Source organism: Aeromicrobium sp. UBA7512 (genome assembly GCF_002476985.1).
Classification (GTDB): Bacteria; Actinomycetota; Actinomycetes; order Propionibacteriales; family Nocardioidaceae; genus Aeromicrobium; species Aeromicrobium phoceense.
In genome coordinates, this window is record NZ_DLNK01000003.1 from 552883 (window position 1) to 566392 (window position 13510).

The 13510-nt window shown below is 71.1% G+C and carries 18 protein-coding genes and 1 riboswitch; of the genes, 14 read left to right on the forward strand and 4 right to left on the reverse strand.

Translation table 11 applies throughout. The features are described from left to right. Nucleotides 1-51: 51 nt before the first annotated feature. On the reverse strand, nt 52-669 hold the full coding sequence (locus tag B2363_RS04610) for a superoxide dismutase (protein ID WP_181755768.1): 618 nt from the start codon (nt 667-669) through the stop codon (nt 52-54). Nucleotides 670-787: 118 nt separating this feature from the next. Here B2363_RS04610 and B2363_RS04615 point away from each other — a divergent pair, with 118 nt between their 5' ends. The 10 genes from B2363_RS04615 (at nt 788) to gcvP (ending at nt 9260) form a co-directional block, all read left to right on the forward strand. Then, the gene (locus tag B2363_RS04615; RefSeq protein WP_313600932.1) at nt 788-1540 is read left to right on the forward strand and encodes a CDP-alcohol phosphatidyltransferase family protein; all 753 of its coding nucleotides are present in this window, start codon (nt 788-790) and stop codon (nt 1538-1540) included. Next, nucleotides 1537-2340 carry a DUF881 domain-containing protein gene (locus tag B2363_RS04620; RefSeq protein WP_181755767.1) on the forward strand — a complete coding sequence of 268 codons (804 nt, stop codon included), beginning with the start codon at nt 1537-1539 and terminating at the stop codon, nt 2338-2340. The genes B2363_RS04615 and B2363_RS04620 overlap by 4 nt, the downstream gene beginning before the upstream one ends. Continuing rightward, a complete protein-coding gene (locus tag B2363_RS04625) occupies nt 2337-2669 on the forward strand; it encodes a small basic family protein (RefSeq protein WP_181755766.1) in 333 nt (110 codons plus the stop codon). The genes B2363_RS04620 and B2363_RS04625 overlap by 4 nt, the downstream gene beginning before the upstream one ends. Continuing rightward, on the forward strand, nt 2662-3351 hold the full coding sequence (locus tag B2363_RS04630) for a DUF881 domain-containing protein (RefSeq protein ID WP_286928764.1): 690 nt from the start codon (nt 2662-2664) through the stop codon (nt 3349-3351). Before B2363_RS04625 ends, B2363_RS04630 begins: the two co-directional genes overlap by 8 nt. Before the next feature lie 23 nt (nt 3352-3374). After that, nucleotides 3375-3752 carry a glycine cleavage system protein GcvH gene (gcvH, locus tag B2363_RS04635; protein WP_078701086.1) on the forward strand — a complete coding sequence of 126 codons (378 nt, stop codon included), beginning with the start codon at nt 3375-3377 and terminating at the stop codon, nt 3750-3752. Between the two features lie 132 nt (nt 3753-3884). Next, nucleotides 3885-4274: an FHA domain-containing protein gene (locus B2363_RS04640; protein WP_231949073.1), complete on the forward strand. Its 390-nt coding sequence runs from the start codon at nt 3885-3887 to the stop codon at nt 4272-4274. Beyond that, nucleotides 4271-4987 (forward strand): MerR family transcriptional regulator, encoded by a 717-nt coding sequence (locus tag B2363_RS04645; protein ID WP_286928766.1) that lies wholly within the window; start codon nt 4271-4273, stop codon nt 4985-4987. Before B2363_RS04640 ends, B2363_RS04645 begins: the two co-directional genes overlap by 4 nt. Nucleotides 4988-5000: 13 nt before the next feature. Next, nucleotides 5001-5480: a bifunctional nuclease family protein gene (locus B2363_RS04650; protein ID WP_286928767.1), complete on the forward strand. Its 480-nt coding sequence runs from the start codon at nt 5001-5003 to the stop codon at nt 5478-5480. Between the two features lie 138 nt (nt 5481-5618). Beyond that, a complete protein-coding gene (locus tag B2363_RS04655) occupies nt 5619-6191 on the forward strand; it encodes a MerR family transcriptional regulator (RefSeq protein WP_181755761.1) in 573 nt (190 codons plus the stop codon). A 50-nt stretch (nt 6192-6241) separates the two neighbouring features. Next, a riboswitch (glycine riboswitch) is annotated at nt 6242-6329 on the forward strand. Between the two features lie 75 nt (nt 6330-6404). Next, nucleotides 6405-9260, forward strand: coding sequence for an aminomethyl-transferring glycine dehydrogenase (gene gcvP / locus B2363_RS04660; protein WP_286928768.1), 2856 nt, complete (start codon nt 6405-6407; stop codon nt 9258-9260). Here the strand turns inward: gcvP and B2363_RS04665 are convergent. Beyond that, nucleotides 9206-9997: a serine aminopeptidase domain-containing protein gene (locus B2363_RS04665; protein ID WP_286928769.1), complete on the reverse strand. Its 792-nt coding sequence runs from the start codon at nt 9995-9997 to the stop codon at nt 9206-9208. The genes gcvP and B2363_RS04665 overlap by 55 nt on opposite strands. 37 nt (nt 9998-10034) lie before the next feature. On the opposite strand from B2363_RS04665, the gene B2363_RS04670 reads away from it, so the two are divergent. The 3 genes from B2363_RS04670 to B2363_RS04680 all read left to right on the forward strand — a co-directional run bounded on the left by B2363_RS04670 (nt 10035) and on the right by B2363_RS04680 (nt 11319). Then, complete coding sequence (locus B2363_RS04670; protein ID WP_286928770.1) at nt 10035-10397, forward strand: hypothetical protein; 363 nt, start codon at nt 10035-10037, stop codon at nt 10395-10397. Next, complete coding sequence (locus B2363_RS04675; RefSeq protein ID WP_286928771.1) at nt 10390-10782, forward strand: hypothetical protein; 393 nt, start codon at nt 10390-10392, stop codon at nt 10780-10782. Before B2363_RS04670 ends, B2363_RS04675 begins: the two co-directional genes overlap by 8 nt. Before the next feature lie 81 nt (nt 10783-10863). Next, a complete protein-coding gene (locus B2363_RS04680; protein ID WP_286928772.1) occupies nt 10864-11319 on the forward strand; it encodes a hypothetical protein in 456 nt (151 codons plus the stop codon). On the opposite strand, the gene cobA is transcribed toward B2363_RS04680, so the two are convergent. Both cobA and B2363_RS04690 read right to left on the reverse strand, forming a co-directional pair. Further along, on the reverse strand, nt 11267-12472 hold the full coding sequence (gene cobA / locus B2363_RS04685) for a uroporphyrinogen-III C-methyltransferase (RefSeq protein ID WP_286928774.1): 1206 nt from the start codon (nt 12470-12472) through the stop codon (nt 11267-11269). The two genes, B2363_RS04680 and cobA, sit on opposite strands and share 53 nt — an antisense overlap. Continuing rightward, nucleotides 12469-13254, reverse strand: coding sequence for a phosphoadenylyl-sulfate reductase (locus tag B2363_RS04690; RefSeq protein WP_286928776.1), 786 nt, complete (start codon nt 13252-13254; stop codon nt 12469-12471). The genes cobA and B2363_RS04690 overlap by 4 nt, the downstream gene beginning before the upstream one ends. Nucleotides 13255-13360: 106 nt before the next feature. On the opposite strand from B2363_RS04690, the gene B2363_RS04695 reads away from it, so the two are divergent. Beyond that, nucleotides 13361-13507, forward strand: coding sequence for a GPGG-motif small membrane protein (locus B2363_RS04695; RefSeq protein WP_172806395.1), 147 nt, complete (start codon nt 13361-13363; stop codon nt 13505-13507). Nucleotides 13508-13510: the final 3 nt, after the last annotated feature.

Sequence of the window (13510 nt, forward strand, 5' to 3'; positions counted from 1 at the left end):
ACCGCGAGGTGACCGGGCAGTCGTGTGGTTCGCCCCGACCGGGGCAGCGGGTCAGAAGAGGATCTGGCCGCCGCTGGTGGCCGCGGTGAAGCGCTCCTGGGCGTCGGCCCAGTTCGCGATGTTCCAGAACGCCTTGACGTAGTCGCCCTTGACGTTGAGGTAGTCGAGGTAGAACGCGTGCTCCCACATGTCGAGCTGGGAGATCGGGATCAGCGTCGCCGGGATGTTGGACTGCTGGTCGTAGAGCTGGACGATGACCAGCCGCTGACCCAGCGTGTCCCACGCGGTGATGGCCCAACCCGAGCCCTGGATGCCGAGGGCGACCTGCTCGAACTGCGCCCGGTAGGCATCGAACGAGCCGAAGTTGTCCTCGATGGCAGCAGACAGCTCACCGGTCGGCTTGTCGCCACCGTCCGGGGAGAGGTTCTTCCAGAAGATGGAGTGGTTGATGTGACCGCCGAGGTTGAACGCGAGGTTCTTCTCCAGCAGGTTGATCGTGCCGAACTCCTGGACCGAACGCGCTTCCTCGAGCTTCTCGAGGGCGGTGTTGAGGCCGTTGACGTAGTTCTGGTGGTGCTTGCTGTGGTGCAGCTCCATGATCTTGCCGGAGATGTGGGGATCCAGTGCCCCGTAGTCGTAGGGCAGATCGGGCAGGGTGTAGTCGGCCACGCGTCCTCCTGGTCGTTGTGAGTGAAGTCCTCGTTGGGTACAAGCCTCAGTCTGTCAGTTGTGTTCCCCGAGGCAAGGTCGGCCCGGATCGCGGGACCCTCGCCGGTAGGCTGTGGCCGTGGCAGGCAAGCGCGTTCGCCGGATCGAGGGCGAGGAGGAGATCGGGGTCGCTGCGACCTCCGAGGCCGACTCGCGCTCCGAGCGAGCCGATCCGGCGCCCGCGCCGGTGGAACCGTCGCCCGAGGCGCGCCCCGCGCCGCTGCCGAAGGCCGCGCAGGAGCCCACGCCCGAGAAGCCCTCGCTCAGCGGCGAGCTGTTCACGGTGCCGAACCTGCTGAGCGCCATCCGGATCCTGCTGGTGCCCGTCTTCCTGTGGCTCGTGCTCGTCCCCGAGGCCGACCTGCTCGCCATCGGCGTGCTCGTCGTCTCGGGCATCACCGACTACCTCGACGGCAAGATCGCCCGCGCCACCGGCAAGACCACGCGGCTCGGCGCGGTCCTGGATCCCGTGGCCGACCGGCTCTACATCCTCGCGGTCGTCGTCGGCCTGGGCCTGCGCGACATCATCCCGTGGTGGCTCGCCGTGATCCTGCCGCTGCGCGACGTGGTCCTGTTCTCCCTCGTGCCGTTCTTGCGCACGCGCGGCTTCAGCGCCCTGCCGGTGCACTTCCTGGGCAAGGCCGCCACCGCCGGACTGCTCTACGCCTTCCCGCTGCTGCTGCTCGGCGACGGTGACGGCGCGGTGGCCAACCTCGCGCGCGTCTTCGGCTGGGCGTTCACCATCTGGGGCGTCAGCCTCTACTGGTGGGCGGGCATCCTGTACGCCGTGCAGGTGCGGCGGCTGCTGGCCTCGACCCCCCGGTCGCGATGAGCGAGCGGACCGACGAGGCCTCCTCCGTCCGGGAGGCCGAGTCGATCCTCGACCGGCTCGCGGCCACGGCGCTCGACGACGACTACTACGCCGCCCACGACACCGCGCCCGGCCAGGTCTCGAAGCTGCTCGCCGGAGTCGCCGTGGCGGTCTTCGCACTCATGATCACCGTGGCTGCCGTCCAGACCCGCATCGACCGGCCGGCCACCGAGGTCGAGCGCAACGCCCTGATCGAGAACATCCGCGTGCGCGAGGACCTCGTCGCGAGCAAGCAGGAGACCGTCGAGGGGCTGCAGGGCGAGATCGCCGACCTCCAGGCCGAGTCCGTCGTCGACGGTCCCGGCACGGAGGCGCTGCGCGTCGCGGCCGGGTCCACGGCGGTCGTCGGCCCGGGCATCGAGCTCACGGTGGAGTCGTCCGCCAACGAGGACCGGCCCGGCGGCGAGCTCTCCGACAGCGACGTCCAGCTCATCGTGAACGGCCTGTGGCTGGCCGGCGCCGAGGCGGTGGCCGTCGGCGGGCACCGGCTCACGTCGACGTCGGCGATCCGCTCGGCGGGCGAGGCGATCACCGTGAACTACCGATCGGTCACCGAACCCGTCGTGATCGAGGCGATCGGCGACCAGGAGACCCTCGAGAACCAGTGGGAGCAGGGGCCGTCGGGCCGCTACCTGGCCGCGCGTGCCGAAGCCGATGGCATCAGGTTCGCCGTGCGAGGATCAGACGATGTCGAGCTGCCCGCTGCCCCTGAGTCGCGGCTGAGGGTCTCGGCCGAACCCCTGAGGAGGAGCGCTTCGTGATCCCGGTCATCGGTCTCGTGGTGGGTGTCACGATCGGCCTCGTGCTGCAGCCCACGGTGCCCACCGCGCTCCAGCCGTACGTGCCGATCGCCATCATCGCCGCGCTCGACGCCGTGCTCGGAGCCGCGCGCGCGTTCCTCGAGGGTCGCTTCGACGACCGCGTCTTCGTGGTCTCCTTCGTGTCGAACGTGGCCATCGCGTCGCTCATGGTGTTCCTGGGCGACCAGCTGGGCGTGGGCTCGCAGCTGTCCACCGGCGTCATCGTCGTCCTGGGCATCCGGATCTTCGCCAACTCCGCTGCCATCCGCAGGCTGATCTTCCATGCGTGACCTCCGCAGCCGCTCGGCCTGGATCGTGGCGCTCCTCGTGGGCCTGCTGGCCTTCACCATGACGGTGCAGTGGAGCCAGGACGACGAGACCGACGACTTCAGCGGTGTGCGTGGCGTCGAGCTGGCCGAGCTGCTCAAGTCGCTCGACGCGACGAACACGCGCCTGTCGCAGCAGATCGAGACCCTGCGTGGGTCCCGCGACGACCTGCGCGACTCCAGCGAGAGCTCCGCCGAGGCCCGCAAGGCCGCGGTCGAGCGCGCCAACTCCCTGGCGATCCTCGCCGGCAGCGTCGGTGCCGAGGGATCGGGCATCGAGATCTCGATCACCGCTCCGGCGGGCGCGGTCACCGCCTCGGTCCTGCTCGACGCGGTGCAGGAGATGCGTGACGCCGGCGCCGAGGTCATCGCCCTGAACGGCGTGGCCCGCGTGGTGGCCCAGACCTGGTTCCTCGACGACGACGCCGGGGTCCGCGTCAGCGGCCGCGTGCTCAAGCCCCCGTACGTGATGGAGGTGATCGGCGACCCCGAGACGCTCGCCGACGCCGTCACCTTCCGCGGCGGGCTCGCCGATCGCGTCGAGAGCCGCGGGGGAGACGTCTCGGTCGAGAAGCGCCAGCGCCTGCGTGTGACCGCTGTGGCTGACGCCCCCGAGCCCCAGTACGCTCGACCCGCGAACGACTGATCGCCTGAAGATGGAGGACGACCATGATTCCTGAGGACCTGTTCTACAGCGCCGAGCACGAGTGGGTGCGCGTCGAGGGCGACGTCGCCATCATCGGCATCACCGACTTCGCGCAGGACCAGCTCGGCGACATCGTGTACGTCGACCTGCCCGCCGAGGGCGACTCCGTGGACGGCGGCACCGTCGTCGGCGAGCTGGAGTCCACCAAGTCGGTCTCCGACGTCTTCACGCCGGTCTCCGGCGAGGTCATCGCCCGCAACGACGCGCTCGAGGCGACCCCCGAGGTGATCAACTCCGATCCCTACGGCGAGGGGTGGCTCCTGAAGGTCCGCACGAGCGAGGACGACGTCACGTCGGGCCTGCTCACGGCCGAGGCGTACTCGGCTCTGGTGACCGGCTGACCGGTCGGGTCGCGGGTGTTAGGTTTGGGGTCGAAGGAACTTTGAACCCCCACTTGAGCAAACCTTCAAGCTCTACTTGAGACGGAGTTGATCGCGGTGACGACGCCGGACGGTTTCGATGAGACGAACTTCATCCCGGTCATCGACGCCGACACCGAGGAGATGTCGGCCGGCGACGTGTTCGCGGTCGAGAACCTGCAGGTCGGCAACGCGATGCTCCTCGTGCAGCGCGGCCCCGACGCCGGCTCGCGCTTCCTGCTCGACCAGGACGTCGTCTCGGCCGGGCGCCACCCCTCGAGCGACATCTTCCTCGACGACATCAGCGTCTCCCGCCGTCACGCGACCTTCTCGCGGCGCGGGAGCGGGTATGTCGTCACCGACCTGGGCAGCCTGAACGGCACCTACGTCAACCGCGACCGGATCGACGGGGACATCCCGCTCGCGGGCGGCGACGAGGTGCAGCTCGGCAAGTACCGCCTCATCTACTTCCCCGGCACCGTGGCCTCCGAAGGTGGTCAGTGACCACGAGTGAGGCCGGGCGCGAACCGCTGCTCGGCATCTCCCAGGTGATCGCCGAGCTCTCCGGCGAGTTCCCCGACATCTCGCAGAGCCGCATCCGCTACTACGACGAGCAGGGTCTCGTCGAGCCGCGCCGCACGCCCTCCGGCTACCGCAAGTTCAGCTACGGCGACGTCGAGCGGCTGCGATTCGTGCTGCGCATGCAGAAGGACCGGTACTGGCCGCTGAGCCACATCCGGCAGGTCCTCGACCAGATGGACTCCGGCGAGGTGCCCGACACCGAGCTGCGCGCCACCCTGCGCGTGCCGCAGGTGACGCTCGCCGCCGACGGCACGCCCACGCCGCAGTCGGTCACCGAGGGCGGCGGGGCCACCCGCATGACCCGCGAGGAGCTGATGGACGCCGCCGGGATCGACGCGCAGACCCTCGACCAGGTCGAGGAGTTCGAGCTGATCCGTCGCCGCCCCAACCAGCGGTACTACGACACCGACGACCTCGTCGTCGCGTCCCTCGTGGGCCAGCTGGCCGAGCTGGGTCTCGAGCCGCGGCACCTGCGTGGCTTCCGCAGCGCCGCCGATCGCGAGCTGGGCCTGCTCGACCAGGTCGTCCCGCCGGCCACCCGCCAGCAGTCCGGTGCCGCCGCCAACCTCGCCGAGCTGGCCGCGCTCAACGTGCGTCTGCACACGGTGCTCGTGCGCGCCGGCCTGCGTTCCTGACAGGGAGGTCGCCGTGCGCGAACTCGACATCGTCGGAGTCCGGGTGGAGATGCCCACCAACCAGCCGCTGGTGCTGCTGCGCGAACGCGAGGGCACGCGCTACCTGCCGATCTGGGTCGGCGCGATCGAGGCCTCGGCCATCGCCTTCGCCCAGCAGGGCACCGTGGCCCCGCGGCCCCCGACACACGCCCTGATGGCCTCGATCATCGAGGGCCTCGGCGACGAGCTGACCGAGGTGCGGATCGTCGACGTGCGCGACGGCGTCTTCTACGCCGAGCTGGCCTTCGCCGGGGGAGCGGTCGTCGACGCCCGCCCGTCCGACTCGATCGCGCTGGCCCTGCGCACGGGGGTCCGGGTGGTGTGTGCCGAGGACGTGCTCGACGTCGCCGGCTTCGCACAGACACCCGACGAGGACGAGCAGGTCCAGCAGTTCCGTGAGTTCCTCGACCACGTCGATCCCGAGGACTTCGAGAAGCCTTCAAGTGAGGGTTGAGACTTTTTACCCGCCGACACGCGTGGCGGTGCGTGCGTCGAGAGACTCTCACGTCTAACTTGAGGGTACGCAAGACCACAGTGGTGTGGTTCTCTTGTTGTGGGAGGCCGGTCCACCGGCCGCCAGGAAGGCGTGAACATGATCGAACCTCGTGACGAGGCAGCGGAGGCGCAGGCACACGCCAGCGCCCAGGGCCTGCTGTTCGACGACGACCTCGCGCCCATGCCCCAGGACACGGGGTTCCGCGGTCCGACCGCGTGCAACGCCGCCGGCATCACCTACCGCCAGCTCGACTACTGGGCCCGCACCGGCCTGGTCGAGCCCACGGTCCGCTCGGCCACCGGCTCGGGCACCGCGCGCCTGTACTCCTTCAAGGACATCCTGCTGCTCAAGATCATCAAGCGTCTCCTCGACGCCGGTGTCTCGCTCCAGCAGATCCGCACCGCGATCGACCACCTCCGCGAGCGCGGCACCGAGGACCTCACGCAGGTCACCCTCATGAGCGACGGCGCCAGCGTCTACGAGTGCCGCTCCGCCACCGAGATCGTCGACCTGCTCCAGGGCGGTCAGGGCGTCTTCGGCATCGCCATCGGCGGGGTGTGGAAGGAGATCGAGGGCTCGCTCCACGAGCTGCCCACCGAGCGCGCCGAGGCCGACGTCCCCGTCGCCGGCGACGAGCTGTCGCAGCGCCGCGCCCGCAAGGCCAACTGACGGACGCTCCGCCCGCCCCGACATCGCTCGGGGTAGGCTGGTCACGCCGTTCGACCCGTACGGGAGAGTCCCGTCCCAGGGCGCCGAAGGGGCAATTCCTCCCCGGAACCTCTCAGGCCACAGGACCGTACGTCACAGGCGACTCTGAAGGCGTGCCACCGGCACGACGACAGAGGGGGAGGGCCTTGTCGTCGAGCCCTCGGAGCCCCGCCCATGTCGCAGTCGGTCCCCACGCCCCAGTCCGCCCGCCAGCCCGCCACCCGCTTCGTCGACCGTCACATCGGTCCGCGCGCGTCCGACCAGGCCGCGATGCTGCAGCGGCTGGGCTACGACAGCCTCGACGCCCTGATGCAGGCCGCGGTGCCGTCGGGCATCCGCTCGGTCCTCGACGGGCTGCCGGCAGCCGCCAGCGAGACCGAGGCCACCGCCCGCCTGCGTGAGCTGGCCGACCGCAACACCCCGGGCGTCTCGATGATCGGCCTGGGCTACCACCCCACCACGACCCCGGCGGTCATCCGCCGCAACGTGCTGGAGGATCCCGCCTGGTACACCGCCTACACGCCCTACCAGCCGGAGATCTCCCAGGGCCGACTCGAGGCGCTGCTCGCGTTCCAGACGATGGTGGAGGACCTCGCCGGTCTGCCCACCGCGAACGCGTCGCTGCTCGACGAGGGCACCGCCGCGGCCGAGGCGCTCACCCTCGTGCGCCGCGCGGATCGCAAGCGCACCGACCTGCCGGTCGTGGTCGACGACGGACTCCTGCCCCAGACCCTCGCCGTCCTGCACACGCGGGCCGAGGCGGTCGGGCTGCCGCTCGTGGAGGCCGACCTGCGCGAGGGCCTGCCCGAGGGCGACTTCAGCGGCGTCATCATCGCCTACCAGCGGGCCGACGGCACGGTCATCGACCTGGCGCCGGTGATCGACGCGGTCAAATCGGCCGGGGCGCTCGCCGTGGTCGTCACCGACCCGTTGGCCCAGGTCCTGCTGCGCTCGCCGGGCAGCCTCGGCGCCGACGTGGTGGTGGGCTCGACCCAGCGCTTCGGCGTCCCGATGTTCTACGGCGGCCCACACGCCGGCTTCATGGCGGTGCGCTCTGGGCTCGAGCGCCACCTGCCCGGCCGCCTCGTGGGCGTCTCGGTGGACTCGGCCGGGCGTCCGGCCTACCGCCTCGCGCTGCAGACGCGGGAGCAGCACATCCGCCGCGAGAAGGCCACGTCCAACATCTGCACCGCCCAGGTGCTGCTGGCGGTCACGGCTGCGATGTACGCGGTCTACCACGGCGCCGAGGGCCTCCGCGAGATCGCGACGCAGGTGAACGGCCGCGCGTCGCGCCTGGCCGCCGGCCTGCGTGCCGCGGGCGTCGAGGTCGTCTCCGACCGCTTCTTCGACACCGTCACGGCCGTCGTGCCGGGGCGGGCCGCCGAGGTCGTCGCCGCGGCGCGCGAGTCCGAGATCCACCTGTGGCGCTTCGACGACGACCGCGTCGGCATCGCCGTCTCCGAGCCCACGACCGACGCGCACCTCGAGGCCGTGCTCGCGGCGTTCGGCGCCGGGAGCCTGCCCGACGAGGCCGACGCCTCGCTCGAGCCGGCCTGGCTGCGCGACGACGAAATCCTGACCCACCCGGTGTTCGTGGAGCACCGCAGCGAGACCCAGATGCTGCGTTACCTGCGCCGGCTCAGCGACCGTGACTACGCACTCGACCGCGGCATGATCCCGCTGGGCAGCTGCACGATGAAGCTGAACTCCACCACCGAGATGGAGCCGATCAGCTGGCCCGGCTTCGCCGACCTGCACCCGTTCGTCCCGGCGCAGGACGCCGCGGGCATGATCGAGCTGGTCGAGACGCTGGAGTCGTGGCTGGCCACCGTCACGGGCTACGCCGCCGTCTCGGTGCAGCCCAATGCCGGCTCGCAGGGTGAGTTCGCCGGGCTGCTGGCGATCCGCGAGTACCACCGCAGCCGCGGCGAGGAGGCCCGCGACGTCTGCCTCATCCCCAGCTCGGCTCACGGCACGAACGCGGCCTCGGCGGTGATGGCGGGCATGCGCGTCGTGATCGTCAAGGCCACCGACGCCGGGGAGGTCGACCTCGACGACCTGCGTGCGCAGTGCGAGACCCACGCCGACGACCTCGCCGCCATCATGGTGACCTACCCCTCGACGCACGGCGTGTACGAGCACGGCATCAGCGAGCTGTGCGACATCGTCCACGAGCACGGCGGCCAGGTGTACGTCGACGGCGCCAACCTCAACGCGCTGCTGGGCCACGCCCGCCCCGGCGACTTCGGCGGCGACGTGTCGCACCTGAACCTGCACAAGACCTTCTGCATCCCGCACGGTGGCGGTGGACCGGGTGTCGGCCCGGTGGCCGTGGGCGAGCACCTCGTGCCGTTCCTGCCCAAGCACCCCTTCCACCCCGACGCCGACCGCCGGCAGGCCGCGGGCACCATCAGCGCCGCTCCGTACGGCTCGGCTGGCATCCTGCCGATCCCGTTCGCGTACGTGGCGATGATGGGCGCCGACGGCCTCACCGACGCCACGTCGGTGGCCGTGCTCGCGGCCAACTACGTGGCTGCGCGGCTCGGCGAGGCGTTCCCGGTGCTCTACTCGGGCGACCACGGCCTCGTGGCCCACGAGTGCATCCTCGACCTGCGCGAGATCACGAAGAACGCGGGACTGAGCATCGACGACGTCGCCAAGCGGCTCATCGACTACGGGTTCCATGCGCCGACCATGAGCTTCCCGGTGGCCGGCACGCTCATGGTGGAGCCGACCGAGTCCGAGGACCTGGCCGAGCTCGACCGCTTCTGCGAGGCGATGCTGGCGATCCGCTCCGAGATCGACCGGGTCGCGGCGGGGGAGTACGACGCCACGGACAACCCGCTGGTCAGCGCCCCGCACGCCGCTCACGAGCTGGTGGACTGGACGCACCCGTACCCCGTCGCCGAGGGCGTGTTCCCGGCCGGCACGACGCAGGACAAGTACTGGCCGCCGGTGGGTCGGATCGACAACGCCTACGGCGACCGGAACCTGGTCTGCTCCTGCCCGCCGATCGAGGCGTTCGCCTGATCGGTCCACCAGCGCACCACGCGGTCGACGACGGGTCCGGGGTGCTTCGCCCACAGCACGTGGTGGGTGGAGCCGCCCTCGGGCACGAGGTCGCGGGTGTACTCCCAGCTCGTCAGGGCCGACTTGTCGACAAGTGTCCGCTCGAACCGGTGGGCGGCCGCCTCGATGGAGAAGCCGTCGCCGGCCAGGTGCACGGCCAGCGTCGGCAGCGTGATGCGGCGCTGCACCGGGTAGGGCGGGCGACCGGTGCGGACGACGCGTGCCCACTCGCGCATCAGCGTGCGCGCACCGGGACCGCCGAACCACGGCTTCGGCACGTATCCCCGGACGAGGCCGACCACCGGCACCGTGAGCGCCATCGCCGCGAGCGGCAGCCCGATCCGGGGGTAGTGGCGGAAGTGGGGGAGGGACACGCCCACGAGCACCATCGCGTCGGCCGGACGGGGGCCGATCTGGACCGCACCGCCGAGCTGGCCGCCCAGGCTGTGTCCGAACAGCACGACCGGCCGGTCGGGGTGCTCGATCCGGGCCGCATCGATGGCGGCCTGGGTGTCGGCGATCTCGTCGGCGTACGACCAGTCGTGGCGGCGCGACGCGCGGGGAAGGTCGCGCTCGAAGCCTCGCCGGGGCAGGGTGCGCGCCTCCCAGCCGCGTTCGCGGAAGGCAGCCTCGAGGGGGCCGTAGAAGGACGAGGGGACCGCCATCGCGGGCGAGATCAGGACGACCGGGGTGCTCACCGGACCATCCTGCCAGCGTGAAAGACTCACGTCTGACATGCCTGACGCCCTGGTCTACGTGACCTCCGCCGCCGCCCTCGCCGCCGCCGTGTTCGCGGGCTGGCACACGGCGAGGTCGTACCGCTTCAGCAACCCGCTCTTCTACGCCGTCGCGGTCGTCGAGGTCCTGCTCCTGGCCTGCCTCGTCTGGGGGATCGTGGCCGTCACCGGCACCGACCGCGACGTCGAGAAGGCGCTGTACGTGTCGTACCTGGCCACGACCGTGCTCATCCCGCCCGCCTCGGTGCTGTGGGGGATCGGCGACAAGACCCGCTGGGGCACCGGTGTGGTCGCGGTGGCGATGTTCACGGTGTCGGTCATGCTGATCCGTACGCACCAGATCTGGGTGGGACATGGCTGAGCACGACTCCGACACACAGCACGGGTTCGGACGCGCCCTCGTGGCGGTCTACGCCGTCTTCGCCGTGGCCGCCACGGCGCGGTCGGTCTACCAGCTCGTGACGAAAGCCGACGAGGCCCCGGTCGCCTACGCGCTGTCGGCCGTCGCCGGTGTCGTCTACGGCATCGCGACGTGGGCGCTGGCCACCGGCAACCGCCGGGTCGCCACGGCGGCGATCGGCTTCGAGCTGGTCGGCGTGCTCGGTGTCGGCCTGCTGAGCATCGTGGACTCCGAGCTGTTCCCCGACCAGACGGTGTGGTCGGGCTTCGGCGCCGGCTACGGCTTCATCCCGCTCGTGCTGCCCTTCGTCGGCCTGTGGTGGCTGCGCCGCACCCGGGGAAGGTGAGAGCCCCGTGCGCTCATACCGCGCGGGGCTGATCCCATTGAAACCCGCCTCGTGCCCGAATCCCGGCAGCGACACGGTCTGATGGAAAGTCGCGCGTACGAGTTCCGCTCGGTCTGGGACGTCGCCGAGCCGCCCGAGCGGCTCTGGCGCACCCTGGAGCAGTTCCTGGAGCAGGACGACCCGCTGCCGTGGTGGGACGCGGTGAGCGTGACCGCCCACCGCGGCGAGGAGATCGATCTCGTGGCGCGCAGCGCCTTCGGCTACCGGCTGCGCTTCACGGTGCACGACCTCGACCTGCAGCCCACCACCACGATGCGGTTCCGCTCGCGCGGCGACCTCGACGGGTCGGCCCACCTGGACTTCGCGTCGGGTCGCCCGGGGCGGACCCTGCTGACCATCGACTGGCACGTGGACACCACCGCGCCGTGGATGCTGCGCTCGGAGCGGGTGCTGCGCCCGGCGTTCGTGCTGGCGCACGGCCTGGTCATGAGGTCGGGAGAGCGGCGACTGAACCGGTGGTTGCGGCAGCGAGGCTGACGACGTCGCCGATCACGGTGATGGCCGGGGCCTGCGCGTGGGCGGCGCGGTCGGCGATCGTGCCGAGGGTGGCGATCGTGGTGCGCTGGTCGGGGGCGAAGCCGCGCTCGACGACGGCGGCGGGCGTGTGCGGGTCGTGCCCCGCCGCGATGAGCTCCTCGGCCGTGCTGCGCAGCCGCTTGACGCCCATCAGGAGCACCAGGGTGTGGTCGCCGCGTCGCGGCAGCTCGCCGACGGCCTCGTGCCCGGTGAGCACCGAGAAGCCGCGCGCGACACCGCGATGGGTGACGGGGATGCCCGCCGCCGCGGCCACCGCGATCGCCGACGTGACCCCGGGGACCACCTCGACCTCGACCCCGGCCGCGCGGCACGCGAGGAGCTCCTCGCCACCGCGCCCGAAGACGTAGGGGTCGCCGCCCTTGAGCCGCACGACGACCTTGCCCTGCTGGGCGCGGTCGACGAGGAGCTCGTTGATCCGCTCCTGCGGGATGGGGTGGTGGTCGGGCTGCTTGCCGACGTCGATCACCTCGACGTCGGGAGCGAGCTCGGCCAGGACGGACTGCGGGGCGAGCCGGTCGAACACGACGACGTCGGCCTCCGCGAGCAGGCGCCGGCCCCGCGTGGTGAGCAGGCCGGGATCACCGGGGCCGGCGCCGACGAGCGCGACGAGCCCCTTCGCGTGGGTGCGGTGGCGCAGCGGGAGGTCGCCGGTCTGCAGTGCCGTGGCCACCGCGTCGCGCAGGGCCGCGGCACGGCCTGCGTCGCCACCGCCGCTGACGGCGATCGTGATGTCGTCGACACGGGCCACCGCGGGGGTCCAGGCCGTGGCGCGCCCCGGGTCGCCGCCCTTGAGGCAGAAGATGCGCGCCGCCTCGGCGTCGTCCGCGACGAGGTCGTCGACCGGCGGGACGTCGGTGGCGGTCTGCACCAGCCAGGCACCGTCGAGGTCGCCCGTGCGGTAGGGCCGCTCGTGCCACGTGATCGTGCCGCGGCCGATCGCCGAGGCGAGCGAGTCCGAGACGGCGGGGGAGACCACGTGGACGTCGGCGCCGGCCTCGAGGAGGGAGAAGGCGCGGCGGGTCGCGACGTGACCTCCGCCGACCACGACCACGCGGCGACCGGCGATCCTCAGGCCGAGGGGGAAGGTGCTCACGTGTGCAGGCCGCACTCCGACTTGTCCAGGCCGGCCCAGCGGCCGGCCCGGGGGTCCTCACCGGGCGCCACACGGCGCGTGCAGGGCGCGCAGCCGATCGACGGGTAGCCGTCGTTCAGCAGGGGGTTGAGGATCACGTCGTGCTCGTTCGCGTAGTCGAGGACCTGGTCGAAGGACCAGTCGGCCAGCGGGTTGATCTTCACCAGGCTGTTCTTCTCGTCCCACGTGACGAACGGCGTGTCGGCGCGCAGCGGGCTGTCGTCGCGGCGGACGCCGGTGATCCAGGCCTCGTAGCCGCCGAGCGTCTCAGTGAGCGGCTCGACCTTGCGCAGCTGGCAGCACAGCGCCGGGTCACGCTCGAAGAGGCGCTCGCCGTACTGGGCGTCCTGCTCGGCGACGCTCTGGCGCGGCATGACGTCGACGATCGTGAGCTGCATCGACGACTCGACCGCGTCACGGGTGCCGACGGTCTCGGCGAAGTGATAGCCCGTCTCGAGGAAGAGCGTGTCGACCCAGGGGATGTGACGTGCGACAACATGCGGCAGCACGGCGTCGGCCATCGAGCAGGCCACGGCGGTCAGGTGCCCGAACTCCTCGGCGACCCACGCCAGCAGGGCATCGGTCTCGCCGTCGGCGAACCGCGTCGAGGCCTGCAACGCGAGGGCACGCAGCTCGTCAGGGGAGCGCCGCGGGCGCTCCGCCCGGGCTGCCAGGTGCTCGCTGCGTTCGCGGTCGTGGGCCAGCTGGCGCTCGCGCCGTTCGGCCAGGGTCGGGCTGCTCACCCCTCCAACCTAGTTCGCCGCCGTGCACGACTCCCACTCGTCCAACATGCGAACATCGCCAACTCACGGCAAGGTGGAGTCGAACCTAACGAAGGGAGTCACCCCCATGTGGGACACCATTTTGTGGATTGCTGCGGTGATCATCGCGATCTTCGGCATCATCCGTCTCGTCCAGCGCGACTTCGTGATGGGCGCAGTGCTCATCGTCATCGCTCTGCTGGTCGGGCCGGGCGGCGTGAGCCTCTTCACGTAACAG

Coding starts and splice junctions, on each gene's coding strand:
- B2363_RS04620 (WP_181755767.1), top strand. CDS start 1,537: ATGAGCGAGCGGACCGACGAGGCCTCCTCCGTCCGGGAGGCCGAGTCG.
- B2363_RS04630 (WP_286928764.1), top strand. CDS start 2,662: ATGCGTGACCTCCGCAGCCGCTCGGCCTGGATCGTGGCGCTCCTCGTG.
- gcvH (WP_078701086.1), top strand. CDS start 3,375: ATGATTCCTGAGGACCTGTTCTACAGCGCCGAGCACGAGTGGGTGCGC.
- B2363_RS04655 (WP_181755761.1), top strand. CDS start 5,619: ATGATCGAACCTCGTGACGAGGCAGCGGAGGCGCAGGCACACGCCAGC.
- gcvP (WP_286928768.1), top strand. CDS start 6,405: ATGTCGCAGTCGGTCCCCACGCCCCAGTCCGCCCGCCAGCCCGCCACC.
- B2363_RS04670 (WP_286928770.1), top strand. CDS start 10,035: ATGCCTGACGCCCTGGTCTACGTGACCTCCGCCGCCGCCCTCGCCGCC.
- B2363_RS04675 (WP_286928771.1), top strand. CDS start 10,390: ATGGCTGAGCACGACTCCGACACACAGCACGGGTTCGGACGCGCCCTC.
- B2363_RS04680 (WP_286928772.1), top strand. CDS start 10,864: ATGGAAAGTCGCGCGTACGAGTTCCGCTCGGTCTGGGACGTCGCCGAG.
- B2363_RS04695 (WP_172806395.1), top strand. CDS start 13,361: ATGTGGGACACCATTTTGTGGATTGCTGCGGTGATCATCGCGATCTTC.